This window comes from Salipiger marinus, from assembly GCF_035481585.1.
Lineage (GTDB): Bacteria > Pseudomonadota > Alphaproteobacteria > Rhodobacterales > Rhodobacteraceae > Salipiger > Salipiger marinus.
On the sequence record NZ_JAYKSL010000014.1, the window covers coordinates 121031 to 144048 of the forward strand.

A 23018-nucleotide genomic window follows, 5' to 3' on the forward strand; every position below is an offset into this window, starting at 1 on the left:
GGACGGGCGCGCCGCATCTGCGGCGGGTGGCGTCTGCGCGGGCAGATCGGGCAGGCGGCACGGTCCGGCCCGCTCCCAGAAGGGGCGCGGGCAGGTGTCGGACCACCCCGCGCCGTCAGCCCTGCCGCTGCGCGCCTTCCAGCTTTTCCAGCGCGCGTTCCCACATTGCCTCGGCGCGGTGCAGGCCTTCCATGACTTCCGCGTATTTGCGGTTCCATGTCTCCAGCTCTCCGGCGCGGCCCTCTTCGTAAAGCGAAGGGTTGGCAAGTTTCGCGGCCAGCTTTTCGCGCATGTCCTCGATCTTGGTCACGCGCTCCTCGCATTTGCGGGCCTCGGCGCGCAGCGCCATCAGCTCGTCCCGCGTCGCCTTGCGCGGCTTGGGCGCTGCCGGTTTTTCCGGCTTGGCGGGCTTGTCCTGCGTCAGCAGCAGCGTGCGGTAGGTGTCAAGGTCATCCTCGTAAGGCGTGACGGTGCCATCCTTGACCAGCCACAGCCGGTCCGCCACCAGCCCCAGCAGGTGCATGTCGTGGCTGACAAGGATCACCGCGCCGGAATAGGCGGTCAGCGCCTCGACCAGCGCCTCGCGGCTTTCGATGTCAAGGTGGTTGGTCGGTTCGTCAAGGATCAGCAGATGCGGCGCATCAAGCGTCGCCAGAAGCAGCGACAGCCGCGCCTTCTGCCCGCCGGACAGCCGCGCGACCTCGGTTTCCGCCTGCGCGGCCCCCAGCCCGAATCCCGCCAGCAGCGCCCGCAGCTTGGAGGGCGGGCTGTCGGGGCGTTCGCGCTGCACATGCTGCAGCGGCGTCTCGTCCAGATGCAGCTCGTCGACCTGATGCTGGGCGAAATAGCCGATGCGCAGCTTGGAGCTGCGCGCCATGGTGCCACCCATCAGCTCCAGCCGGTCGGCCAGCAGCTTCGACAGGGTGGATTTGCCCTGACCGTTGCGCCCCAGAAGCGCGATGCGGTCGTCCTGATCGATGCGCAGCGACAGGTTCCGCAGCACCACGGTGTCGCCATAGCCGGTGGAGGCCTCCTCCAGCGCCAGAATCGGCGGCGACAGCATGTCGGGCTGCGGGAAGCTGAACACGCGCTTGGCGGCTTCCTCGGGGGCGGTGATCCGTTCCATCTTTTCGAGCATCTTGACGCGGGCCTGCGCCTGCCGCGCCTTGGAGGCGGTGGCGCGGAAGCGGTCGACAAAGCTCTGCAGATGGGCGCGGCGGTCATCCTGCTTGCGTGCCATGGCGGCGATCACCGCGCGGCGTTCGGCCCGGGTGCGCGCGAACGTGTCATAGGCGCCCTGATAAAGCGTCAGCTTGCGCTCCTCCAGATGCAGGATCGCCCCCACCGCGCGGTTCAGCAGGCCCCGGTCGTGGCTGATGACGATGACGGTATGCGGATAGCGCTGCAGATAGCTTTCCAGCCAGAGCGCGCCTTCAAGGTCCAGATAGTTGGTCGGTTCGTCGAGCAGCAGCAGGTCGGGTTCGGCAAAAAGCACCCCCGCCAGCGCCACGCGCATCCGCCAGCCGCCCGAGAAGGCCGAGCAGGGCCGCTGCTGCGCCGCCTCGTCAAAACCCAGCCCCTTGAGGATGGAGGCGGCCCGCGCCTCCGCCGACCATGCGTCGATATCGACCAGCCGGGTCTGCACCTCGGCGATGCGATGCGCGTCGGTGGCCGTCTCGGCCTCGGCCATCAGATCGGCGCGTTCGGTGTCGGCGGCCAGCACCGTGTCGATCAGCGACACGTCCGAGGCGCGCGCCTCCTGGGCGACACCGCCGATGCGGGCGCGGGCGGGCAGGTCGATGACCCCGCCATCCAGCGTAAGCTCGCCCCGGATCAGCCGGAACAGCGTGGTCTTGCCAGCACCGTTGGGTCCGACAAGCCCCACCTTGTGACCGGCGGGAATGGTGGCGGAGGCGCCCTCGAACAGAGGGCGGCCTTCGACGGAATAAGAGATGTCTTCGATCCTGAGCATGGGCAGCCCTTAGCAGAGCCCGCGGGCGGACAAAATCCCCCATCGCAGTCGAGGCTGCGGCTTCTTCTTGGCAAAAATATCCCGGGGGGAGAGGCCGCAGGCCTCGGGGGGCAGCGCCCCCCTTCCTTTCCGGGGCAGCTTCAGGGTCAGGGGCCGCCCCTGCGCCAGACGCGCTTGCCCCCTTCTGGGGCTTCCCAATCCCGCCGCCCCGTGTTAACGCCCACACCAGCGAATACCGGCCGGGCCCCTTGCCCGGCCTTGCGATATGGAGAGACTCAAATGTCCGTCGAACGCACCCTGTCGATCATCAAGCCCGACGCAACGCGCCGCAACCTGACCGGCAAGATCAATGCCAAGTTCGAAGAAGCGGGCCTGCGCATCATCGCGCAGAAGCGCATTCACCTGACCAAGGCTCAGGCTGGCGAATTCTACAAGGTTCACGCCGAGCGTCCCTTCTATGACGAACTCTGCGAGTTCATGGCCTCTGCCCCCGTCGTGGTGCAGGTGCTGGAAGGCGAAGGCGCCGTGGCCAAGAACCGTGAAGTGATGGGCGCCACCAACCCCGCCGATGCCGATGCGGGCACCATCCGCGCCGAATTCGCCGAGTCGGTTGGCGAAAACTCCGTGCACGGTTCGGACGCGCCGGAAACCGCCGCAGCCGAGATCGCCTATTTCTTCGCCGGGACCGAGCTGGTCGGCTGACCTGTCCCGCGACATGATGCAGAAAGGGGCGCCAGTCTGGCGCCCCTTTTTTTGTGTGCGGGGTGAGGGGCGGGCAGGTTGGGCGCTCTGCGCTCACACGCGGCTGACTTCGGGACGCAGCTCCGGCTTGCCGTGCTGCTGTTCCAGCCAGCGGCGCAGCAGCGCCGTGTTGCGCAGGTTGGCGCGGAAGCCCACGTCGAAGATGTCACCCAGAAACGGCACGAGGCCGATCAGCCAGTCGACCCCCATATTGCCCGCCATCTGCGCCAGCAGGGGGTTTGGCGCCCCCATGTCGCGGGCTTCTTTCAGGATCCACACGGCGGGCAGCAGCGCCAGCGTGTCGCCGATGCCGGGCACGAGGCCCAGAATCGCATCCCAGCCCAGCCGGATGCGGGTGAAGGGCAGGCGGAAGGCGCGGTCCATGCGCCGCGCCAGCCGCTCTACCCGGGCCAGCCGGTCAAAATCCTGTGCGGCGGTCATCGGCCAAGTCCGGCTCAGACCGTGCGCGGGCCGGTGCGGGCGATGATCCAGATGGCATGCACGATGCCGGGGATATAGCCCAGAAGCGTCAGCAGGATGTTGATCCAGAAATGTTTGCCAAGCCCGACCTGCAGGAACACGCCAAGCGGCGGCAGCAGGATGGCGACGATGATGCGCACAAGATCCATTGTGAACTCCGTTTTCAAAAAAGGTCACGGATCCAACACGCGGGACCGGGGAAGGTTCCGTCGGTGCTCAGACGGGCGGGGCGGGCAGCACGCCGATGTCGTTCAGGATCGCCTCGATCCCGGCGGGGGGCGCATCGGGGGCGCGCTTTGCGGCCACCCCGCCACCAGCGCGTCGAAGCGCAGGCGCAGCGCCTCTTTTTCCTTGCCTCGGCAGTCGTTCCACGGGCGGCCCATCAGGGCCATGTGCAGCACGTAATAGCTGATGAAATGCGGGCGGGTGCCCGAGGCCAGCAGGCGGCGGTAGGTTTCATCCGCGCCAAGCGCGCGCAGGGTTTCGGCATCGGGGATCCCGGCGCGGGCGCAGGCGGCTTCGGTTGCGGGGCCAAGGTTGCGCAGGCTGGAGACGGGGGTGCTCATGCTGCCTGCGCCCGTCCGGCGGCAAAGCTGCAGATCCGCTGCAGCGCCTCGGCCAGCAGGTCATCGGGCAGGGTCAGGGCCACGCGCACGAATCCCGCCGCCGAGGGGCCGAAGCTTTCGCCCGGCATTACCGCGATCCGCTGGCTGTCGAGCAGCGCCTCGGCGAAGCCTTCGCCAGAGAGCCCGGTGGCCCGGATGTCGAGGAACAGATACATCGCCCCGTCCGAGGGCATCAGCCGCACCACGCGCTGCGCGCCAAGGATCTGCCGCGCCAGATCGCGGCGGCGGCGGAAGGGGGCGGCGATGCGCTGTTCCAGATCGGGGCCTTGGGTCAGGGCGAAAAGTGCCGCGTCCTGAATATAGCCGGGCACGCCATAGGTGGTGTTGGTGGCCAGATCGACCAGCGCCGCCAGCGCCTCTGCCGGGCCCGCCAGCCAGCCGATGCGGCTGCCGGTCATGGCGTGGCTTTTCGACAGCGAGCCCACCACCAGCATGCGCTCGGCCATGCCGGGCAGGGCGCGCGGGCTCAGATGCTGGCCCTGCCAGATCTGGGTGTCATAGACCTCGTCGGAGATCAGCCACAGATCCTGCGCCTGCGCCACCTCGGCGATGCCCGCAAGCGTGGCGGCGGGGTAGACGGCGCCCGTGGGATTGTTGGGGGTGTTGACCAGCAGCGAGGCGGCGCCGGTCTGCGCCGCGATCCGCGCCAGCGTTACGGGATCGGGCAGGAAGCCGCGGGCGGGATCGGTGGGCACGGCCACGGGCCGCGCGCCCGCCGTGCGGATCGTGCCGGGATAGGTGACATAATAGGGCTCGACCATCAGGGCGGTCTGGCCGGGATCGCAGGCGGCCATATGGGCGGCAAACAGCGCCGACTGCCCGCCGGGGGTGACAAGCACGTTGTCGCGGGTGGTGGGCACGCCGGTGCGGCGGGTCAGGCGCGCGGCGATGGCATCGCGCAGCGCGGGAATGCCGGGCACCACGGCATAGCCGGTATGGCCGCCCCGCGCCGAGGCGCTGAGCGCGTCGAGAATGGCGGGATCGGTGCGGGCGTCCGGTTCGCCGATGGTCAGTTCGATCACGGCGGCGCCCTGCGCCTTGAGCGCGCGGGCCTTGTAGAAGATGCCCCAGCCGTCGCTGCCGCCCGCATTGAGGCTGGAGATCCGGGAAGACAGGCTGGGCATGGGCGGGCTCCGATAGCTGCGTGCGGAGCCTGCCAGCGCGCTGCCAAAAGCGCAAGCGGGCTTGATGGTTTGGGTGGCGTCCGCTGGGGTTAAGGCGGAATTTATATGTCTGAACAGGGACTTAGGCTTCGGCGTTCGCTGCCCCGGAATTGACTTTCTGCCCGGTTGGGCGTAGCTCTTGGGCCTGCTGGACGAAATGGGCAGGTGGCCCCCGGGTCTGATCCCTGTGGCCGCTTTTTCGTTCCGCTCGCCTGGAGGGACAACAATAATATTCAGGCACGAAAGGTATCGAGCATGATCCTTGTTCACATCGAAGAAGAACTTTCCCGACTCGAACACGAGCGGGAGAGGATCGCGGTCCTGCTGCGGGAGTCCAGCGAGGCGCTGACGCGTCTGCTGCTGCAGCTGGAGGCGGGGGAAGGCACCAACAAGACGGAGGCTGGCAAACTGCTGGGCGATCTCCGCTACTGGCTGAGGGCTTCGCACGAAACGGAGGCGCAGATCGCCAATGTCAGACGTAAGCAGAAAGGGATCGCCGGAGACTGGGCGCTTGACCTTGACCGGGCCCGCCATGAGATCGGGTGCCGCATGGCTCGCCTCCGCCGGTGCTGCGGTGCAGGCGAGGTTTCTTGAGGATCTGACGGAGGGGGAGTGCCTTGCACTCCCCTTTCTGTTCGACTTCTGGGCCATGGACCACCAGCTGCCCCCCGAGGGGGACTGGCGGTCCTGGGTCATCATGGGCGGGCGCGGCGCGGGCAAGACCCGCGCCGGGTCGGAATGGGTGCGCGCGCAGGTCGAGGGCGCGCTGCCGCTTACGCCCGGGCGCTGCCGCCGCGTGGCGCTGGTGGGCGAAACGCTGGATCAGGTGCGCGAGGTGATGATCTTTGGCGAAAGCGGCATCCTTGCCTGTTCGCCCCCCGACCGGCGCCCCGACTGGAGCGCCACGCGCCGCTGTCTGGTCTGGCCCAATGGCGCCGAGGCCATGGCGTTTTCGGCGCATGATCCCGAGGGGCTGCGCGGGCCGCAGTTCGATGCGGCCTGGGTCGATGAGCTGGCCAAGTGGAAGAAGGCGCGCGACACATGGGACATGCTGCAGTTCGCGCTGCGGCTGGGGGTGCATCCGCAGGTCTGTGTCACCACCACGCCGCGCAATGTCGGCGTGCTGAAAGATCTGCTGGCGCTGCCGTCGACCGTGGTGACGCGGGCGCGGACCGAGGCGAACCGCGCCAATCTGGCCGCCTCTTTCCTGGAGGAGGTGCGGGCGCGTTATGGCAACAGCCGTCTGGCCCGGCAGGAACTGGATGGCGTGCTGGTGAGCGATGTGGACGGCGCGCTCTGGACGCAGGAGGTGCTGGAGCGGGCGCAGGGCGCGGCGCTGCCCGAGGCGTTCGACCGGGTGGTGGTGGCGGTGGATCCGCCCGCCGGTGAGGGCAAGGCGGCGGATGCCTGCGGCATCGTGGTGGCGGGGGTGATCTGCGAGGGGCCGCCGCAGGCATGGCGTGCCGTGGTGCTGGAGGATGCCAGCGTGCAGGGGCTGGGGCCGCTGGGCTGGGCGGGGGCGGCGGTTGCGGCCTTCGAGCGCTGGCAGGCCGACCGGATCGTGGCGGAGGTCAATCAGGGGGGCGCCATGGTGGAGGCGGTGCTGCGGCAGGTGGCCCCCAACCTGCCGCTGCGCAAGGTCACGGCGACGCGCGGCAAGGTGCTGCGCGCCGAACCGGTGGCGGCGCTTTACGAGCAGGGGCGGGTCGGCCATGCCCGCGCCTTTCCCGCGCTGGAAGAGCAGATGGGGCTGATGACCGCGCGCGGCTATGAGGGGCAGGGATCGCCCGACCGGGTCGATGCGCTGGTCTGGGCGCTGACCGAACTGATCTGCGGGGCGGCGGAGGGCTGGAAGCGGCCGGGCATCCGGTCGCTCTAGCCCTGCCGGGGCGGGGCTGGGGGCTCTGCCCCCGGCTGCGCCTGCGCGCAGCCTCCCCCGGGATATTTCTGGCCGCTGGAAACCGGGAAGGGGTGTTGCGCGCAGGGCGCGCGCCGGGGTCAAGCGGGGTTAATCCCGGCGGTGCAGAGTGGGCCTGTCTTCGGAAGCGATGAAGGAGCAGCGGGCGATGGTGTTTGAGTTTCTGCGGCGGGGGCGCGGCGGGGTGGAGGGGGCGGCGGAGGTCAAGGCCTCTGCCACCGGGCGTCTCTTTGCCTATCAGGGCGCGGGGCGGGTCGCCTGGTCGCCGCGCGACACCGCCTCGCTGAGCCGGGCGGGGTTTGTCGGCAATCCGGTGGGGTTCCGGGCGGTGAAGCTGATCGCGGAAGCCGCGGCGGCGCTGCCGCTGGTGCTGCAGGATCAGGACACGCGCTATGTCAGCCATCCGCTGCTGCGGCTGGTGCTGCTGCCCAATGCGGCACAGGGCAAGGCGGAGCTGTTCGAGGCGCTTTATGGCCAGCTTCTGCTGTCCGGAGACGCCTATCTGGAGGCGGTGTCGGCGGGGGACGGTCTGCCGCGCGAGCTGCATGTGCTGCGGTCGGACCGGATGCGGCTGGTGCCGGGGGCGGATGGCTGGCCCGTCGCCTATGATTATGTGGTGGACGGGCGCACGCATCGCTTTGACGTGAGCGGGGATCTGCCGCCGATCTGCCATATCAAGACCTTTCACCCGCAGGACGACCATTACGGGCTGTCGCCGATTCAGGCGGCGGCGCAGGCGGTGGATGTGCATAACAGCGCCTCGCGCTGGTCGAAGGGGCTGCTGGACAATGCGGCGCGGCCTTCGGGGGCGATCGTGTGGTCGGGCGGTGACGGGCAGGGCAGCCTGAGCCAGGACCAGTACGAGCGTCTGGTGGCGGAGATGGAGACGCATCATCAGGGCGCGCGCAATGCCGGGCGGCCCATGCTGCTGGAGGGGGGGCTTGACTGGAAACCGATGGGGTTTTCGCCCTCTGACATGGAGTTCCAGCAGACCAAGGAGGCGGCGGCGCGCGAGATCGCCGTGGCCTTCGGTGTGCCGCCCATGCTGCTGGGGATCACCGGCGAGGCGACCTATGCCAATTATCAGGAGGCGCACCGCGCCTTTTACCGGCTGACGGTGCTGCCGCTGGCCACCCGGGTCACGGCGGCGGTGGGGCGCTGGCTGTCGGGCTTTCTGGGCGAGGAGGTGGAGCTGAAGCCCGATCTGGATCAGGTGCCCGCCCTGTCCGCCGAGCGCGAGGCGCAGTGGCGGCGCGTGGCGGAGGCGGCGTTCCTGACCGATCCCGAGAAACGGCGGATGCTGGGCCTGCCCGCCCTGCCGCAGGAGGAGGATGCGGGTGAGTGAACGCGGGCATGGCTACGATCCCTTTGCCTGCGCCCCCGCGCTGAAGCTGGAGGCGCATGAGCGGGTGAGCCGGTTGCAGGTCGATGCGCTGAACGCGCGGCTCGACCGGATCGAGGTGCTGATGGAGCGGCTGGAGAAGCGGCTGTGGCTGACCGTTTACGGGGTGGCCGGGGTCATTCTGGCGCAGGCGTTCCAAGGGCTGATGACGGCGGCGCCCTGAGCGGGCCACAGGAGGATCTGCAATGGAACTGGAGCACAAGTTTTGCCGTCTGGGGGCCGAGGTCACCGTGGCGGAGGGCAGCCGGATCGAGGGCTATGCCTCGGTGTTCGGCGCCTGCGATCAGGGCGGCGACGTGGTGGCGCCGGGCGCCTATGCGCAGTCGCTGGCCCGGCTGGCCGCCGAGGGGCGCGGGGTCAAGATGCTGTGGCAGCACGATCCCGCGCAGCCCATCGGGATCTGGGACGAGGTGCGCGAGGACGGGCGCGGGCTGTGGGTGCGGGGGCGGCTTCTGGACAGCGTGGTGCGGGGTCGCGAGGCGGCGGCGCTGATCGCTGCCGGGGTCATCGACGGGCTGTCGATCGGCTATCGCACGCTGCGTGCCAGCAAGGATGCGCAGGGGCGCAGGGTTTTGACGGAACTGGAGCTTTGGGAAGTGTCGCTGGTGACCTTCCCGATGCTGCCCGGTGCGCGGGTGGAGGCCAAGGGAGAGAGCCCCGAGGCCGTCCTGCTGCGCGATCTGGCGCTGGCGCTGGAGGGCGCCCGCCTTGACCTGGCGCGCGGCTGACGCACGCCATCGCTGAAGGGACAGAGATGATGAGCAGGACCGAGACCACGTCTCGGATCGGGGAAGATCCGTCCCCGGTCGCCCGGGTGAGCGCCGCGATGGCGGGACTTATCGGGGATATGAGGGCCGCAAGGGCCGACATTCACGCCAAGATGCAACAACAGGAAGAGCGACTGACCATGCTTGAGACCAAGACTTCCGCGGCGCTGGCCCGCCCCGCCCTTGCCGGTGCGCAGGATGTGACCCTGCCGCATCGCCGCGCCTTCACCGCCTATCTGCGTCATGGCGACGATGACGGGCTGCGGGGGCTGGTGCTGGAGGGCAAGGCCATGTCCAGCGCCGTGGCCGGGGATGGCGGCTATCTGGTGGATCCCGTCACCTCTGATTCGGTGAAGTCGGTGCTGGACAGCACCGCCTCGATCCGGGCGATTGCTGGCGTGGTGACGGTGGAGGCCTCGTCCTATGACGTGCTGATCGATCAGGGCGAGACCGGTGTGGGCTGGGCCGACGAGACCGCCGCCACCGCCGAGACGGCGACGCCGGGCATCGACCGCATTTCCATCCGCCTGCACGAGCTGTCGGCCATGCCCAAGGCGAGCCAGCGGCTGCTGGATGACAGCGCCTTTGACATCGAGGGCTGGCTGGCCGGGCGCATTGCCGACCGGTTCGCCCGCGCCGAGGCGGCGGCCTTCGTCGCAGGGGATGGCAATGACAAGCCGCGCGGGTTCCTCTCGCATCCGGCCATCGACAATGATGTCTGGACATGGGGCAACCTTGGCTATGTGCCCACCGGCACCGATGCCGGTCTGGGTAATGGCGATGCGATCATCGATCTGGTCTATGCGCTGGGCGCGCAGTACCGCGCGCGCGCCAGTTTCGTGATGAATTCCAAGACCGCAGGCGCGCTGCGCAAGCTCAAGGACGCGGATGGCCGCCATCTGTGGTCCGACGGTCTGGCGGCGGGACAGCCTGCGCGGCTGATGGGGTATCCGGTGCTGATCGCCGAGGACATGCCCGACATCGCCGCCGACAGTTTCGCCGTGGCCTTTGGCGATTTCGCCGCCGGATACACCATCGCGGAACGTCCCGACCTGCGGGTGCTGCGCGATCCGTTCAGCGCCAAGCCGCATGTGCTGTTCTATGCCACCAAGCGCGTCGGCGGCGATGTGAGCGATTTCGCCGCGATCAAGCTTCTGCGCTGCGCCGTGGCCTGAACGTGACCGGACATGGGGGCGGGGAGACCCGCCCTTGTGGGGCGCGTGCCGGACTGGCCCGCGTTGTCCAGCTGCTCCCTCCGTCCGAGCAACGCGGCTGGCACGCGCCCGCCTTTGTCCCGGACCACGGAGACCGGGATAGGATTGCGGAGAGAATGCGATGATGTTGATCGAAGAGAGCCAGCTGCCCGACACGGCGCTGCCGGTTGCGGCCCTGAAACGGCATCTGCGTCTGGGCAGCGGCTTTGCCGAGGATGATCTGCAGGATGTCGTTCTTGGATCGTTCCTGCGCGCGGCCTTGGCGGCGGTGGAGGCGCGGACGGGCAAGGCGCTGCTGGTGCGGAATTTTGTCTGGACGCTGGGCGCGTGGCGGGACCGCGACGGTGTGGTGCTGCCGGTGGCGCCGGTGCAGGCGTTGATTTCGCTGAGGCTGACGGACCGGGAGGGCGTGGCGCAGCTGATCGATCTGGGCGAATACCGGCTGGAAAAGGACGCCCATGCGCCGCGGCTGAAGCCGCCGGGGGGGCTGCTGCCGGTGATCCCGGCGGGGGGCAGTGCCGAGCTGCGCTTTGCTGCGGGATATGCGCCGCAGTTTGACGGGCTGCCGCCGGATCTGGCGCAGGCGGTGCTGCTGCTGGCCGCGCATTACTATGACTACCGCGCCGAAACCGCGCTGGGCCAAGGCTGCATGCCGTTCGGCGTGACCTCGCTGATCGCGCGCTACCGGCCCCTGCGGGTGGGGTTCGGATCATGACCGCGCCGCTGCTGAACCGCTGTCTGGTGCTGGAGGCGCCGGTATCGATGCCGGACGGGGCGGGCGGGCTTGTCGAAAGCTGGGCGGAACTGGGCACGCTTTGGGCCGAGGTGTCGCCGCGCAGCGGACGCGAGGCGCTGGGCGAGACCGGGCCGGTCGCGATCAACGCCTTCCGCATCATCGTGCGCGGCGCGCCCATGGGCGCCAGCAGCCGCCCGGTGCCGGGGCAGCGGTTCCGTCAGGGGCTGCGGGTGTTCCGCGTGCTGGCGGTGACCGAACTGGACCCGGGTGGCCTGTATCTGATCTGCGAGACCCGCGAGGAGGTGGCGGCATGAGCTATGCGGTTTCCGCAGCCCTTCAGGCCGCGATCTATCAGCGGCTGATGCAGGACGAGGCCATGGCGGCGCTGGTGCAGGGCCATGTCTATGACGCGCTGCCGCAGGGGGCGCTGCCCGCGCTTTACGTCACGCTGGGGGCGGAGGTGGCGCGCGACGCGTCGGATGCCACCGGGGCCGGGGCGTGGCACGATCTGTCGGTGGCGGTGATCAGCGACGCCGCCGGATTCCAGCGCGCCAAGGAAGTGGCGGCGGCGGTGTCGGATGCGCTTCTGGGCCCGCTGCCGGATCTGGGCCGCGGACGGCTGGTCAGCCTGCGCTTTCTGAAGGCGCGCGCGCGGCGCGAGGGCGGCGGGCTGCGGCGGGTCGAGATGATCTTTCGCGCGCGCACCGAGGATGCCTGACCGCGTGGCGGGCCTGTGCCTGCCCCGATCGGGGAAATTCAACCACAGCAAGGAGTAAGGCGCATGGCTGCGCAGAACGGCAAGGATCTGTTGATCAAGGTCGACCTGACCGGGGATGGCCAGTTCGAGACCATGGCGGGCCTGCGCGCCACGCGGGTCAGTTTCAACGCCGAAAGCGTGGATGTCACCACGCTTGAATCTCAGGGCGGCTGGCGGGAACTGCTGGCGGGGGCCGGGGTGAAATCGGCCAATATCTCGGGCTCGGGCGTGTTCAAGGATGCGGGCACGGATGAACGGGCGCGGCAGATCTTCTTTGACGGCGAAACCCCGGCCTTTCAGGTCATCATTCCCGGGTTCGGCCGGGTGGAGGGGCCGTTCCAGCTGACCTCGATCGACTATGCGGGCGCGCATAACGGCGAGGCCACCTATGAGGTGGCGCTGGCCTCGGCGGGGGCGCTGCAGTTCGTGCCGCAGCCGGAGGCGTAGATGGTCAATCCGTGGCGGGGCGAGGTGGCGCTGACCATCGACGGCGAGCGTCACCTGATGCGGCTGACGCTGGGGGCGCTCGCCGAGCTTGAGGCGGGGCTGGCGGAGGGATCGCTGGTCGATCTGGTGCGGCGCTTCGAAGAGGGGCGCTGTTCCACCCGTGACGTGCTGGCGCTGATCGTGGCGGGGCTGCGCGGTGCGGGCTGGCCGGGGCAGGCGCCGGATCTGCTGGCGGCCCAGATCGAGGGCGGGCCGATGGCCGCCGCCCGCGCCGCCGCCGAACTGCTGGCCCGCGCCTTTGCCCTGCCGGGAGAAGGCGGATGACGGGCTTTGACTGGCCAGTGCTGCTGCGGGCGGGGCTGCGCGGGCTGGGGCTGCGGCCTGCGGAGTTCTGGGCGCTGACCCCGGTGGAGCTGCGGCTGATGCTGGGCGCAGAGACCGGCGCGGGCCCCATGGGCCGGGACCGGCTGGACGAGCTGATCGCGGCCTTTCCCGATGGATCGAACGGAGAGCGGAGATGACGGAGATCGAAAAGCTGGGAGATCTGGACGAGGGCATCGCCGCGCTGGAGGCGAGCCTTGGGCAGGCGGCCTCGATGGCGGCGGGGTTCGATGCGGAACTGAAGCGCATCCATCAGACCTTTTCCGACACCGGGCGCAACGTGTCGAAGCTGGAAGGCGCGCTGAGCCGCGGGCTGGCGCGGGCCTTTGACGGGCTGGTGTTTGACGGCATGAAAGCCTCGGAAGCGTTGGAAACCGTGGCGCGGTCGATGATCGACACCGCCTACAAGGCGGCACTGCGGCCCGTCACCGACCATTTCGGCGGCATGCTGGCGGCGGGGATGCAGGGGCTGTTCGGGGCGTTTTCGCCTTTTGCGCAGGGCGGGGCCTTTGCGCAGGGACGGGTGATGCCCTTTGCCACCGGCGGCATTGTCAGCGGGCCGGTCAGTTTTCCCATGCGCGGCGGCACCGGGCTGATGGGCGAGGCGGGGCCGGAGGCGATCATGCCGCTGACCCGGGGCGCCGATGGCAAGCTGGGAGTGCGCGCACAGGGCGGCGGCGCGCCTGTCACCGTCGTCATGCATATCCAGACGCCCGATGTTCAGGGCTTTCGCCGCAGCCAGTCCCAGATCGCCGCCCAGATGGGCCGGGCGCTGGGGCAGGGTGCCCGCAACCGTTGAGGATCCATGTCCATGTCCTTTCACGAGGTGAGATTTCCCGCCAGCCTCAGCTTTGGTGCGCTTGGCGGGCCGGAGCGGCGGACCGATGTGGTCGAACTGACCAGCGGGCACGAAGAGCGCAACACGCCATGGGCGCATTCGCGGCGGCGTTATGATGCCGGTCTGGGGCTGCGGTCGCTGGACGATATCGAGGCGCTGATCGCGTTTTTCGAGGCGCGGCGCGGGCAGCTTTACGGGTTCCGCTGGAAGGACTGGGCGGATTTCAAATCCTGCCGGCCCTCGGGGCGGATCGGGGCCACGGATCAGGTGATCGCGCGGGGCGACGGGGTGACCCGGGTGTTCGCGCTGACCAAGACCTATCTCTCGGGCGGGGCGGGCTATGCGCGGCCCATCACAAAGCCGGTGGCGGGCACGGTGCGCACGGCGGTGCAGGATGTGGAGATGATGGAGGGGGTGCATTTTACGCTCGACGACACAACCGGGCGCGTCACTTTTGTCGAGCCGCCGCTGGCGGGGGCCGAGATCACCGCAGGGTATGAATTTGACGTGCCGGTGCGGTTCGACACAGACCGCATCAACGTGTCGGTCGCCAGCTTTCAGGCCGGGCAGGTGCCCGATGTGCCCGTGGTGGAGGTGCGGGTCTGATGGGCGCGGCGGAGCTTCACGCGCATCTGGCCACAGGGCTGACCACGGTGGCGCGGTGCTGGGCGCTGACCCGCAGCGACGGGCTGCGGCTGGGGTTCACCGATCATGACTGCGATCTGGACTTTGACGGGCTGAGCTTTCGCGCGGGCACCGGGCTTTCGGCCATGGCGCTGCAGCAGGCGACCGGCCTGTCGGTGGACAATACCGAGGCCTTGGGCGCGCTGTCGGATGGCGCGCTGTCCGAGGCGGATGTGGAGGCGGGGCGCTATGACGGCGCCGAGGTGGTCTGCTGGCTGGTCAACTGGGCCGATCCTGCGGCGCGGCGTCTGCTGTTTCGCGGCAGTCTGGGCGAGATCCGGCGCAGCGGCGGCGCCTTTCATGCCGAATTGCGCGGGCTGACCGAGGCGCTGAACCGCCCGCTGGGGCGGGCCTATCAGAAGCCCTGTTCGGCGGTGCTGGGGGATGCCACCTGCCGCATGGACCTGACCGAGCCGGGTTATGTTCGGGACGGCGTGGTTCTGTCCGCCGAAGACAACCGGCTGTTCGATCTGGGCCCGCTTGCCGGGGCCGAGGAGGGCTGGTTCGCGCGGGGCCGGGTGCAGGGGATGTCGGGAGCCGCCGAGGGGCTTGTCGGCTCGGTCAAGCGTGACCGCGTGCTGGACGGGCGCCGCGTGGTGGAACTGTGGGAGCCGCTGCGCGCGGTGGTGCGGGCGGGCGACCTGCTGCGCCTGACGGCGGGCTGCGACAAGCGGTTCGAGACCTGTCGGCTGAAGTTCAACAATCTGGTGAATTATCAGGGCTTTCCCGACATCCCCGAAGAGGACTGGATCATGGTGCATGCCACGCAGGCCCCGGTCAGCGGCGGAGGAAGCCGCAGATGACCGGCGCGTGGCAGGTGGTGGGGGCCGCGCGCGGCTGGATCGGCACGCCCTATGTGCATCAGGCCTCGGTCCGGGGGGCGGGCTGCGACTGTCTGGGGCTGCTGCGCGGCGTCTGGCGCGAGGTGATCGGCGCGGAGCCGGAACCCGTGCCGCCCTACAGCATGGACTGGGCGGAGCCGCAGGGCGACGAGGTGCTGCTGGCGGCGGGGCTGCGGCATCTGCGGCCGAAGCCGCTGACCCGCCCTGCGCCGGGTGACGTGCTGCTGTTCCGGATGCGCGACGGGTCTGTCGCCAAACATCTGGGGATCCAGTCGCGCGCCGGACCCAGCCCCGCGTTCATTCATGCCTATAGCGGTCATGGCGTGCTGGAATGCGCGCTGACCACGCCCTGGCGTCGCCGTCTGGTGGCGCGGTTTGCCTTGCCACTGGAGCAGAACTGATGGCCACGATCCTTCTTTCCGCCGCGGGGGCCGCCCTTGGCAGCACGCTGGGCGGCACGGTGCTGGGTCTGTCGATGACAGCGGTGGGCCGCTTTGTGGGGGCGACGCTGGGACAGGCGCTGGACCAGCGGCTGATGGGACAGGGCGCGCAGACCGTCGAGACCGGGCGGATCGAACGGTTCCGGCTGAGCGGGGCCGGGGAAGGTGCTGCCATCCCGCAGGTTTACGGACGGGTTCGCATCGGCGGTCAGGTGATCTGGGCCACCGAATTCCGCGAACATGTCGCCAAGAAGAAGGTCAGCAGCGGCGGGGGCAAGGGATCGGCACCCAAGACCACGGTGAAAAGCTACAGCTATTCGGTCAGCCTTGCGCTGGCGCTGTGCGAGGGCGAGATTTCGGGCGTAAGCAGGGTCTGGGCGGATGGTGCCGAACTGCCGCTGCGCGATCTGAACATGCGGGTCTATCGTGGCACGGCGGATCAGGATCCCGATCCCTGCATGGAGGCGGTCGAGGGTGCGGGCCTTGTGCCCGCCTATCGCGGCACCGCCTATGTGGTCATCGAGGATCTGATGCTGGACCGCTTCGGCAACCGGGTGCCGCAGTTCAGCTTCGAGGTGACGCGCCCCGATCTGGCCGATCCGCTGGATGTGCCGCAGGCGGTGCAGGCGGTGGCGATGATCCCCGGCACCGGCGAATATGCCTTGGCCACCGAACCGGTGCATATGGCGTGGGGAGACGGGGTTTCGGGGGTGGCGAATGTCAATTCGCCCTCGGACCGTCCGGATTTCAGCACCGCGCTGGACCAGTTGCAGACGGATCTGCCTGCCTGTGGCGCGGTGTCGCTGGTGGTCAGCTGGTTCGGCGAGGATCTGCGCTGCGGGCTCTGCACGCTGCGTCCGGGGGTGGAACAGCAGGCGTTTGACGCGGGCAACATGCCATGGCGGGTCAGCGGCCTGTCGCGGACCGAGGCGCTGCTGGTGCCGCGTGACGCCGACCGCCCGGTCTATGGCGGCACGCCCGCCGATGCCTCGGTGATCCAGTCGATCCGGCACATGGCGGCGCAGGGGCTGAAGGTGATGTATTACCCCTTCATCCTGATGACGCAGATGGCGGGGAATGCGCGGCCCGATCCATGGACCGGGGCTGCGGACCAGCCGGTGCTGCCATGGCGCGGGCGCCTCACGCTGAGCGTGGCGCCGGGTCGGGCGGGATCGCCCGATGGCACGCTGGCGGCGGATGCAGAGGTGGCGGCGTTTTTCGGCAGCGCTTCGGCCATGGATTTTACCGTCAGCGATGGCGCGGTCAGCTATCACGGGCCGGACGAGTGGTCCTATCGCCGCTTCATCCTGCATCAGGCGGCGCTTTGTGCGGCGGCGGGCGGGGTGGAGGCATTCTGCATCGGGTCGGAAATGCGCGGTCTGACGCAGATCCGCGGCGCCACAGGCTTTCCGGCGGTGGCGGCGCTGCGCGCGCTTGCGGCGGACTGCCGGGCGCTGCTGGGGCCTGCGGTCAAGCTGGGCTATGCGGCGGACTGGTCGGAATATTTTGGCTATCATCCGCAGGACGGATCGGGCGACGTTTTCTTTCACCTCGATCCGCTCTGGGCCGATCCGCAGATCGATTTTGTCGGCATCGACAATTACATGCCGCTGTCGGACTGGCGCGACGGCGACAGCCATGCGGATGCGGGCTGGGACAGTGTCTATGATCCCGGCTACCTCATGTCCAATATCGAGGGCGGCGAGGGCTATGACTGGCATTACCCCACGCCCGAGGCCCGCGCCGCGCAGCGCCGCGATGCCATCACCGACGGCGCTTATGGCGAGCCGTGGGTGTTCCGCTACAAGGACCTCCGCAGCTGGTGGAGCCTGCGCCATCACGACCGCATCGGCGGTCAGCGCCAGCCCGACCCGACAGACTGGGTGCCGCAGTCCAAACCGCTGTGGTTCACCGAACTGGGCTGTGCTGCGGTGGACAAGGGCACCAACGAGCCCAACAAGTTTCTGGACCCCAAAAGCTCGGAAAGCACCTTGCCGCATTATTCCAACGGGATGCGGGACGAGCTGATCCAGCGGCAGTATCTGCGGGCGCAGTTCGGCTATTGGGCGGACCCCGCGCGCAATCCGGTGTCCGAAGTTTACGGCGCGCCGATGCTGGATCTGAGCCGCGCCTTTGTCTGGGCATGGGACGCGCGGCCCTATCCGTGGTTTCCCGGCCTGTCGGATCTGTGGGCCGATGGCGACAATTACCGGCGCGGGCACTGGATCACCGGGCGGTGCAGTTCGCGCACGCTCGCCTCGGTCGTGGCGGAGATCTGCGCGCGGGCCGGGCTGCGCGAGGTGGATGTCAGCCGCCTGCACGGCTGGGTGCGCGGCTATCTGGTCGCTCAGGTGGGCGAGGCGCGGCGTGCCCTGCAGCCCCTGATGCTGGCGCATGGCTTTGACGCCATCGAACGGGATGGTGCGCTGATCTTCCTGCCCCGCACCGGACGGCGCGCGCTGCCGCTGGATCCGGCGGGCTTTGCGCTGAGCGAGGAGGTGGAGGGTGGTCTGGTGCAGTCGCGCGCCAGTGCTGCGGAACTGGCCGGTCGGGTGCGTCTGCGCTTCGTCGAAGCGGATGGCGATCATGCGGTGGTGGCCGAGGAGGCAGTGCTGCCCGACGACCGCACCCATGCCGTGGCCGAAACCGAGCTGGCCCTGACCCTGACCCGCGCCGAGGGGCGCATGGTCGCCGAACGCTGGCTGTCAGAGGCGCGGGTGGCGCGCGAGACCCTGCGCTTTGCCCTGCCGCCGTCGCAGCTGGCGCTGGGGGCGGGGGATGTGGTGTCGATCTCCGCCGCCTCTGGCCGGACGCTGGCGCGGATCGACCGGGTGGATCTGGGCGCGCAGCAGCTGGTGGAGGCGGTACGGATCGAGCCGGACATCTACCTTCCGGCGGAATTTGCCGACACGCCGCCCAGCCTGCGGCCCAGCGTGGCGGCGGCGCCGGTGCTGCCGCTGTTTCTGGACCTGCCGCTGATGGGCGGGGACGAGGTGCCGCATGCCCCGCATCTGGCGATTGCCGCCGATCCATGGCCGGGGGCGGTCGCGGTCTATGATGCGGCCACGGACAGCGACTATGTGCTGAACGAGGTCATTGCCGCCGCCGCCGTCACCGGCGTGACCGAAGCCGATCTGCCCGCCCATCCCGCAGGCCGCATCGACCGGGGGGCGCCGCTGCGGATCCGGCTGCGCGGCGGCACGCTGCAATCGGTGTCGGACGCGGCGCTGCTGGGGGGCGCGAACCTGCTCGCCATCGGCGATGGCAGCCCGGGTGCGTGGGAGCTGCTGCAGTTCCGTGACGCGGCACTGGTGGCGCCGGGGGTCTGGCAGGTTGCGCATCGCCTGCGCGGGCAGCTTGGCACCGATGGCACGGCGCCCGCGCTCTGGCCTGCGGGATCGCGCGTGGTGGTGCTGGACGGGGCCGCGCAGCAGATCGCGCTGTCCCCCGCCGCCCGGGGGCAGGCACGGCATTTCCGCATCGGCCCCGCCCGGCGCGGCTATGACGATCCGTCCTATGTGCATGTGGTCGCGGCGTTTGACGGCAATGGTCTGCGCCCCTACCGGCCCGCGCATCTGCGGGCGGAGCGGGCGGGCTCGGGGCTGACGCTGCGCTGGATCCGCCGCACCCGGATCGACGGCGATGGCTGGGACACCCCCGAAGTGCCGCTTGGCGAGGAAAGCGAGGCCTATCTGCTGCGCCTGTCGCAGGGCGGCACCCTGCTGCGCGACGTGACGCTGGGCGCGCCTTTCTGGCAGATCAGCCCGGCGGCGGAGGGGCTGTCGGGGCTGATCGAGGTGCAGGTGGCGCAGATCTCTGCCCGCTACGGTCCGGGGCCCTTTGCCCGGCTGATCCTGTCGGTCTGATCCTGACCCGAAGGCGCGCTCCTCACCGGGCGCGCCTTTGACCATTCATCACCGCTGCCGCTGCCGACCATCACCGTTTTGCGTTTCAGCCGGGCCATCCTATCTGCTAGACTGGGCTGAACGGACGGAGAAAGACCATGGCCGAAACCCGGGCGAAGATCGCCGAACTGGACCCTGTCTGGGGTCGCATCACGCTGGAAGCCGAGGATGTCGTTTCCAGCGAGCCGCTGTTGGGCGGGCTTGTGCATTATTCCATCCTGCACCATCCCACCATCGAACGGGCGCTGGCCTATCGCATTTCGCTGAAGCTCGCCAATGGCGAGATGTCCGAGCAGATCCTGCGCGAAATCTGCGACGAGGCCTATGCCGCCGATCCGGTGCTGGCCCTGCGCGCGCGGGCCGACATCCGCGCCACCTATGAACGCGATCCGGCCTGCCATCGCTATCTGCAGCCGCTGCTGTTCTTCAAGGGCTTTCAGGCGGTGCAAAGCCAGCGCGTGGCGCATTGGCTCTGGAATCAGGGGCGGCGCGACCTGTCCTATTTCTTCCAGATGCGGTCCTCCGAGGTGTTCGGGGTGGACATCCATCCGGCGGCCCGGATCGGGCAGGGCATCATGATCGACCACGCCCATTCCATCGTCATCGGGGAAACCGCCGTGGTGGGCGATGACGTGTCGATCCTGCATTCGGTGACGCTGGGCGGCACCGGCAAGGAGGACGAGGACCGTCACCCCAAGATCGGCAATGGCGTGCTGATCGGCGCTGGCGCCAAGGTGCTGGGCAATATCCGCGTGGGCGACGGGTCGCGCATCGCGGCGGGGTCGGTCGTGCTGGCCGATGTGCCGCCCTGCAAGACCGTGGCGGGCGTGCCTGCCAAGATCGTGGGCGAGGCGGGCTGCGACCAGCCCTCGCGGTCGATGGACCAGAAACTCACCGGCTGCAACTGCAGCGGCTGAGCCTTGGCACGGCGCGGGGTAAGGCCCCCGCGCCCCGCTCCGTCACATGCCCGGCGCCGCGACCAGACCGCGCGGCCTGCGGGCATCCAGCCACGCCAGACCCAGCATCGCGATCCCCGCCAGCGACAGCGCCGCGCCGACATGGCCGGTGGCCTGCCAGCCATGGCCTGCTGCCAGAGCCAGCCCCGCCAGCCACGGCCCCAGCGCGTTGGCGGCGTTGAAGGCGGCATGGTTCAGTGCGGCGGCCAGCGTCTGCGCCTCTCCGGCGACATCCATCAGCCGCATCTGCAGCGGGATGGCAAGGCTGGCGGTCAGGCCAAGCGCCATCACCGTCACCGTCATCGCCACCCAGTTGCCGATCACCAGCGTATAGACCAGCGACATCAGCGTCATGCCGATGAGCAGCACCAAGGCCGCGCCGAACCGCGACCAGTCGGTCAGCCGTCCACCCACCCATGTGCCCGCCGTGGCGCCGACACCAAAGGCCGACAGCGCCAGCGGAATGGCCCAGGACGGGGCAGAGGTCGCATCCAGCATCGCGGCGGTGAGATAGGCATAGACGGCAAACACCCCGCCAAAGCCGACCGCGCCCACCAGCAGCGTCATCCAGACCGCGCGATTGGCCAGCGCGCCCAGTTCCCGCAGCGGGCTCGGGGCTCGCCCGGTGCGCACATCCGGCGCCACCCGCGCGATCATCAGTGCAGAGGCGATGGCAAGCCCGGTCACGATCACGAAGCACCAGCGCCAGCCAAAGGCCTGCCCGATGGCGCCGGCCAGCGGCACGCCCACCACATTGGCGATGGTCAGCCCCATCAGCACCTGCGCCACCCCCGCGCCCTTGCGTCCGGGCGGCGAGAATTCGGCGGCAAACAGCATCGCGATGCCCAGAAAGGCGCCATGGGGCAGCCCCGCCAGAAACCGCGCCGCCACCAGCAGCGGCAGGTTCGGCGCCAGCACCGCCATCACATTGGCAACGGCAAAAAGCGCCATCAGCAGGATCAGCAGCGTCTTGCGTGACACCAGCGCGCCCAGCACCGCCAGCACCGGCGCGCCCACCACCACCCCCAGCGCATAGGCGCTGACGGCATGGCCGGCCTCGGGTTCGGTCACACCCAGATCGGCGGCGTAATAGGGCAGCAGCCCCATCGCGGCAAATTCGGTGACACCGATGGCAAAGGCCCCCAGCGCAAGCGAAAGGATCGTCAGCGTCGCCTGACGGTCTTGTAAGGCCATGGTCTGCTCCGGTTTGTCGGGGGTGCCCGTTCAGGGTAAGAATCCGCCGCACTGCGGCACGCGGCGGAGATTAGCCCGTGTGAGCGCCACCACAACCGGCAGCAGGCTCAAGGGTGCCATGCATAAGCTGCATGCCGGATGCCGCATTCCCTCGTGCCGGAGAGGCGTCGATGTCGTTTGCCCCCTTGCCCAAGGGCGCGGATCAGCCGGCTGCGGCGGCAGGCGCGGCGGCAGATCCCGAACATAAAAAGCCCCGGAAAACTTGGCGTTTCCCGGGGCCTAAATCTTGGTGGAAAACGCCCCCGAACGGAGGGCGTTTCCTAGGTCACACGATCAGGCTCAGGCCAGCATCAGCATCGGGGATTCAAGGTTGTCCACGATGGCCTGCAGCAGTTCGGCCCCCAGCGCGCCGTCGATCACGCGGTGGTCGACCGACAGCGTCACCGACATCACCGTCGCCACGCTGAGTTCGCCATCCGCACCGACGACGGGCTTCTTGACGCCCGCGCCCACGGCAAGGATCGCGCCATGCGGCGGGTTGATCACGGCATCGAAATTGTCGACGCCATACATGCCAAGGTTGGAGATCGCGAAGGTGCCGCCGGAATATTCATGCGGCGCCAGCTTCTTGTTGCGGGCGCGGCCTGCCAGATCCTTCATCTCTGCCGACAGGGCCGACAGCGATTTCATCTCGGCATCCTTGAGCACGGGCGTGAACAGCCCGCCCTCGATGGCCACGGCCACGGCCACATCCGACGGCTTCAGCTTCAGGATGCGGTCGCCCGCCCAGACCGCATTTGCGGCGGGCACCTGCTGCAGCGCCAGCGCGCAGGCCTTGATGACGAAGTCATTGACCGACAGCTTCACGCCGCGCGCTTCCAGCTGCTTGTTCAGCTGGCTGCGGAATTTCAGCAGCGCGTCCAGCTTGATGTCCCGGCGCAGATAGAAATGCGGGATGGTCTGCTTGGCCTCGGTCAGACGGGCGGCCACGGTGCGGCGCATGCCGTCCAGCTTGACCTCCTCGAACTCCCGGCCCTCGTACATCTTCTTGACGGCATCGGCGCTGGCACCGGTGGGCATCGCCGCCTTGGCGGGCTCGGCAGCTTTCGGCGCCTCGGCCGCCTTGGCCTCGGCTGCAGCCGGGGCCGCCTCGGGCTTGGCATTCTCCACATCGGCCTTCACGATGCGGCCATGTGGACCCGAGCCCTTGATGCGGCCCAGATCCAGACCCTTTTCCGCCGCGATCCGCCGCGCCAGCGGCGAGGCGAAGACGCGCTCGCCGGAGGATGCCTCCGCCGGAGCCGGTGCCGGGGTGGCGGGCGTGGCCGCCGCGGCTTTCGCCTCGGGAGCTGCGGCCTTCGCCTCGGTCTTGGCTTCCGGCTTGGGGGCAGGGGCCTCGGCCTTCGGCGCAGAGATGTCCTCGGCGCTTTCGCCCTCTTCCAGCAGCACGGCGATGGGGGTGTTGACCTTCACCCCCTCGCTGCCTTCCGCGATCAGGATTTTGCCGATCACGCCTTCATCGACCGCCTCGAATTCCATCGTGGCCTTGTCGGTC

General features: G+C 69.0%; 26 protein-coding genes. 19 read left to right on the top strand and 7 right to left on the bottom strand.

The window, feature by feature from the left end:
- Nucleotides 1–115 precede the first annotated feature (115 nt).
- Nucleotides 116–1972 (bottom strand): ABC-F family ATP-binding cassette domain-containing protein, encoded by a 1857-nt coding sequence (locus VK682_RS17970; RefSeq protein WP_089851104.1) that lies wholly within the window; start codon nucleotides 1970–1972, stop codon nucleotides 116–118.
- A gap of 279 nt (nucleotides 1973–2251) precedes the next feature.
- Between VK682_RS17970 and ndk the strand changes: the two genes are divergently transcribed.
- Nucleotides 2252–2674, top strand: coding sequence for a nucleoside-diphosphate kinase (gene ndk / locus VK682_RS17975; protein ID WP_089851105.1), 423 nt, complete (start codon nucleotides 2252–2254; stop codon nucleotides 2672–2674).
- Nucleotides 2675–2767: 93 nt separating this feature from the next.
- Here the strand turns inward: ndk and VK682_RS17980 are convergent, their stop codons facing one another.
- From VK682_RS17980 to VK682_RS17995, 4 genes are all read right to left on the bottom strand, one after another.
- Nucleotides 2768–3154, bottom strand: a complete 387-nt coding sequence (locus VK682_RS17980) for a DUF4112 domain-containing protein (RefSeq protein ID WP_089851107.1) — start codon at nucleotides 3152–3154, stop codon at nucleotides 2768–2770.
- Between the two features lie 14 nt (nucleotides 3155–3168).
- On the bottom strand, nucleotides 3169–3342 hold the full coding sequence (locus tag VK682_RS17985) for a YqaE/Pmp3 family membrane protein (protein ID WP_089851109.1): 174 nt from the start codon (nucleotides 3340–3342) through the stop codon (nucleotides 3169–3171).
- A 102-nt stretch (nucleotides 3343–3444) separates the two neighbouring features.
- The gene (locus VK682_RS17990) at nucleotides 3445–3759 is read right to left on the bottom strand and encodes a TfoX/Sxy family protein (RefSeq protein ID WP_324782305.1); all 315 of its coding nucleotides are present in this window, start codon (nucleotides 3757–3759) and stop codon (nucleotides 3445–3447) included.
- A complete protein-coding gene (locus VK682_RS17995) occupies nucleotides 3756–4943 on the bottom strand; it encodes a pyridoxal phosphate-dependent aminotransferase (RefSeq protein WP_230797877.1) in 1188 nt (395 codons plus the stop codon). Before VK682_RS17995 ends, VK682_RS17990 begins: the two co-directional genes overlap by 4 nt.
- Before the next feature lie 294 nt (nucleotides 4944–5237).
- Between VK682_RS17995 and VK682_RS18000 the strand changes: the two genes are divergently transcribed.
- The 18 genes from VK682_RS18000 (at nucleotide 5238) to cysE (ending at nucleotide 20230) form a co-directional block, all read left to right on the top strand.
- Nucleotides 5238–5576: a hypothetical protein gene (locus tag VK682_RS18000; protein WP_089851115.1), complete on the top strand. Its 339-nt coding sequence runs from the start codon at nucleotides 5238–5240 to the stop codon at nucleotides 5574–5576.
- Entirely contained in the window at nucleotides 5515–6861 is a 1347-nt protein-coding gene (locus tag VK682_RS18005; RefSeq protein WP_089851116.1) for a DNA-packaging protein, read from the top strand. The genes VK682_RS18000 and VK682_RS18005 overlap by 62 nt, the downstream gene beginning before the upstream one ends.
- Before the next feature lie 187 nt (nucleotides 6862–7048).
- Entirely contained in the window at nucleotides 7049–8245 is a 1197-nt protein-coding gene (locus tag VK682_RS18010; RefSeq protein WP_230797879.1) for a phage portal protein, read from the top strand.
- A complete protein-coding gene (locus tag VK682_RS18015) occupies nucleotides 8232–8465 on the top strand; it encodes a GTA head formation protein, RCAP_rcc01685 family (RefSeq protein ID WP_230797880.1) in 234 nt (77 codons plus the stop codon). Before VK682_RS18010 ends, VK682_RS18015 begins: the two co-directional genes overlap by 14 nt.
- A gap of 22 nt (nucleotides 8466–8487) precedes the next feature.
- Entirely contained in the window at nucleotides 8488–9030 is a 543-nt protein-coding gene (locus VK682_RS18020; protein ID WP_324782306.1) for an HK97 family phage prohead protease, read from the top strand.
- A 29-nt stretch (nucleotides 9031–9059) separates the two neighbouring features.
- Nucleotides 9060–10244, top strand: coding sequence for a phage major capsid protein (locus tag VK682_RS18025; protein ID WP_324782307.1), 1185 nt, complete (start codon nucleotides 9060–9062; stop codon nucleotides 10242–10244).
- A gap of 160 nt (nucleotides 10245–10404) precedes the next feature.
- Nucleotides 10405–10998, top strand: coding sequence for a head-tail connector protein (locus VK682_RS18030; protein ID WP_230797883.1), 594 nt, complete (start codon nucleotides 10405–10407; stop codon nucleotides 10996–10998).
- Complete coding sequence (locus VK682_RS18035) at nucleotides 10995–11333, top strand: head-tail adaptor protein (RefSeq protein ID WP_230797884.1); 339 nt, start codon at nucleotides 10995–10997, stop codon at nucleotides 11331–11333. Before VK682_RS18030 ends, VK682_RS18035 begins: the two co-directional genes overlap by 4 nt.
- Nucleotides 11330–11737, top strand: coding sequence for a DUF3168 domain-containing protein (locus VK682_RS18040; protein ID WP_230797885.1), 408 nt, complete (start codon nucleotides 11330–11332; stop codon nucleotides 11735–11737). The genes VK682_RS18035 and VK682_RS18040 overlap by 4 nt, the downstream gene beginning before the upstream one ends.
- 63 nt (nucleotides 11738–11800) lie before the next feature.
- Nucleotides 11801–12223, top strand: a complete 423-nt coding sequence (locus VK682_RS18045; RefSeq protein ID WP_230797886.1) for a phage major tail protein, TP901-1 family — start codon at nucleotides 11801–11803, stop codon at nucleotides 12221–12223.
- Nucleotides 12224–12547, top strand: a complete 324-nt coding sequence (locus VK682_RS18050) for a gene transfer agent family protein (RefSeq protein ID WP_230797887.1) — start codon at nucleotides 12224–12226, stop codon at nucleotides 12545–12547. It abuts the gene before it with no gap.
- Nucleotides 12544–12744 carry a rcc01693 family protein gene (locus VK682_RS18055; protein ID WP_230797888.1) on the top strand — a complete coding sequence of 67 codons (201 nt, stop codon included), beginning with the start codon at nucleotides 12544–12546 and terminating at the stop codon, nucleotides 12742–12744. Before VK682_RS18050 ends, VK682_RS18055 begins: the two co-directional genes overlap by 4 nt.
- The gene (locus VK682_RS18060) at nucleotides 12741–13403 is read left to right on the top strand and encodes an RcGTA-type gene transfer agent tail tape measure protein (RefSeq protein WP_230797889.1); all 663 of its coding nucleotides are present in this window, start codon (nucleotides 12741–12743) and stop codon (nucleotides 13401–13403) included. Before VK682_RS18055 ends, VK682_RS18060 begins: the two co-directional genes overlap by 4 nt.
- A gap of 12 nt (nucleotides 13404–13415) precedes the next feature.
- Nucleotides 13416–14048 carry a DUF2460 domain-containing protein gene (locus VK682_RS18065; protein WP_230797890.1) on the top strand — a complete coding sequence of 211 codons (633 nt, stop codon included), beginning with the start codon at nucleotides 13416–13418 and terminating at the stop codon, nucleotides 14046–14048.
- On the top strand, nucleotides 14048–14929 hold the full coding sequence (locus VK682_RS18070; RefSeq protein WP_230797891.1) for a phage/gene transfer agent baseplate hub protein: 882 nt from the start codon (nucleotides 14048–14050) through the stop codon (nucleotides 14927–14929). The genes VK682_RS18065 and VK682_RS18070 overlap by 1 nt, the downstream gene beginning before the upstream one ends.
- Complete coding sequence (locus tag VK682_RS18075; protein ID WP_324782308.1) at nucleotides 14926–15369, top strand: C40 family peptidase; 444 nt, start codon at nucleotides 14926–14928, stop codon at nucleotides 15367–15369. The genes VK682_RS18070 and VK682_RS18075 overlap by 4 nt, the downstream gene beginning before the upstream one ends.
- Nucleotides 15369–19274, top strand: coding sequence for a baseplate multidomain protein megatron (locus VK682_RS18080; protein WP_230797893.1), 3906 nt, complete (start codon nucleotides 15369–15371; stop codon nucleotides 19272–19274). Before VK682_RS18075 ends, VK682_RS18080 begins: the two co-directional genes overlap by 1 nt.
- A gap of 137 nt (nucleotides 19275–19411) precedes the next feature.
- A complete protein-coding gene (cysE, locus tag VK682_RS18085) occupies nucleotides 19412–20230 on the top strand; it encodes a serine O-acetyltransferase (RefSeq protein WP_230797894.1) in 819 nt (272 codons plus the stop codon).
- Nucleotides 20231–20272: 42 nt separating this feature from the next.
- Here the strand turns inward: cysE and VK682_RS18090 are convergent, their stop codons facing one another.
- Nucleotides 20273–21463 (bottom strand): MFS transporter, encoded by a 1191-nt coding sequence (locus VK682_RS18090; RefSeq protein ID WP_230797895.1) that lies wholly within the window; start codon nucleotides 21461–21463, stop codon nucleotides 20273–20275.
- A 339-nt stretch (nucleotides 21464–21802) separates the two neighbouring features.
- Nucleotides 21803–23018: pyruvate dehydrogenase complex dihydrolipoamide acetyltransferase (locus VK682_RS18095; protein ID WP_324782309.1), on the bottom strand; the 1216-nt coding region annotated here is incomplete at its 5' end.

Coding starts and splice junctions, on each gene's coding strand:
- VK682_RS18035 (WP_230797884.1), top strand. CDS start 10,995: ATGACCGCGCCGCTGCTGAACCGCTGTCTGGTGCTGGAGGCGCCGGTA.
- VK682_RS17995 (WP_230797877.1), bottom strand. CDS start 4,943: ATGCCCAGCCTGTCTTCCCGGATCTCCAGCCTCAATGCGGGCGGCAGC.
- VK682_RS18025 (WP_324782307.1), top strand. CDS start 9,060: ATGAGCAGGACCGAGACCACGTCTCGGATCGGGGAAGATCCGTCCCCG.
- VK682_RS18065 (WP_230797890.1), top strand. CDS start 13,416: ATGTCCTTTCACGAGGTGAGATTTCCCGCCAGCCTCAGCTTTGGTGCG.
- cysE (WP_230797894.1), top strand. CDS start 19,412: ATGGCCGAAACCCGGGCGAAGATCGCCGAACTGGACCCTGTCTGGGGT.
- VK682_RS17990 (WP_324782305.1), bottom strand. CDS start 3,759: ATGAGCACCCCCGTCTCCAGCCTGCGCAACCTTGGCCCCGCAACCGAA.
- VK682_RS18015 (WP_230797880.1), top strand. CDS start 8,232: ATGCGGGTGAGTGAACGCGGGCATGGCTACGATCCCTTTGCCTGCGCC.
- VK682_RS18075 (WP_324782308.1), top strand. CDS start 14,926: ATGACCGGCGCGTGGCAGGTGGTGGGGGCCGCGCGCGGCTGGATCGGC.
- VK682_RS18010 (WP_230797879.1), top strand. CDS start 7,049: ATGGTGTTTGAGTTTCTGCGGCGGGGGCGCGGCGGGGTGGAGGGGGCG.
- ndk (WP_089851105.1), top strand. CDS start 2,252: ATGTCCGTCGAACGCACCCTGTCGATCATCAAGCCCGACGCAACGCGC.
- VK682_RS17970 (WP_089851104.1), bottom strand. CDS start 1,972: ATGCTCAGGATCGAAGACATCTCTTATTCCGTCGAAGGCCGCCCTCTG.
- VK682_RS18030 (WP_230797883.1), top strand. CDS start 10,405: ATGATGTTGATCGAAGAGAGCCAGCTGCCCGACACGGCGCTGCCGGTT.
- VK682_RS18045 (WP_230797886.1), top strand. CDS start 11,801: ATGGCTGCGCAGAACGGCAAGGATCTGTTGATCAAGGTCGACCTGACC.
- VK682_RS18050 (WP_230797887.1), top strand. CDS start 12,224: ATGGTCAATCCGTGGCGGGGCGAGGTGGCGCTGACCATCGACGGCGAG.
- VK682_RS18040 (WP_230797885.1), top strand. CDS start 11,330: ATGAGCTATGCGGTTTCCGCAGCCCTTCAGGCCGCGATCTATCAGCGG.
- VK682_RS18090 (WP_230797895.1), bottom strand. CDS start 21,463: ATGGCCTTACAAGACCGTCAGGCGACGCTGACGATCCTTTCGCTTGCG.
- VK682_RS17985 (WP_089851109.1), bottom strand. CDS start 3,342: ATGGATCTTGTGCGCATCATCGTCGCCATCCTGCTGCCGCCGCTTGGC.
- VK682_RS17980 (WP_089851107.1), bottom strand. CDS start 3,154: ATGACCGCCGCACAGGATTTTGACCGGCTGGCCCGGGTAGAGCGGCTG.
- VK682_RS18005 (WP_089851116.1), top strand. CDS start 5,515: ATGAGATCGGGTGCCGCATGGCTCGCCTCCGCCGGTGCTGCGGTGCAG.
- VK682_RS18070 (WP_230797891.1), top strand. CDS start 14,048: ATGGGCGCGGCGGAGCTTCACGCGCATCTGGCCACAGGGCTGACCACG.
- VK682_RS18020 (WP_324782306.1), top strand. CDS start 8,488: ATGGAACTGGAGCACAAGTTTTGCCGTCTGGGGGCCGAGGTCACCGTG.
- VK682_RS18000 (WP_089851115.1), top strand. CDS start 5,238: ATGATCCTTGTTCACATCGAAGAAGAACTTTCCCGACTCGAACACGAG.
- VK682_RS18060 (WP_230797889.1), top strand. CDS start 12,741: ATGACGGAGATCGAAAAGCTGGGAGATCTGGACGAGGGCATCGCCGCG.
- VK682_RS18055 (WP_230797888.1), top strand. CDS start 12,544: ATGACGGGCTTTGACTGGCCAGTGCTGCTGCGGGCGGGGCTGCGCGGG.
- VK682_RS18080 (WP_230797893.1), top strand. CDS start 15,369: ATGGCCACGATCCTTCTTTCCGCCGCGGGGGCCGCCCTTGGCAGCACG.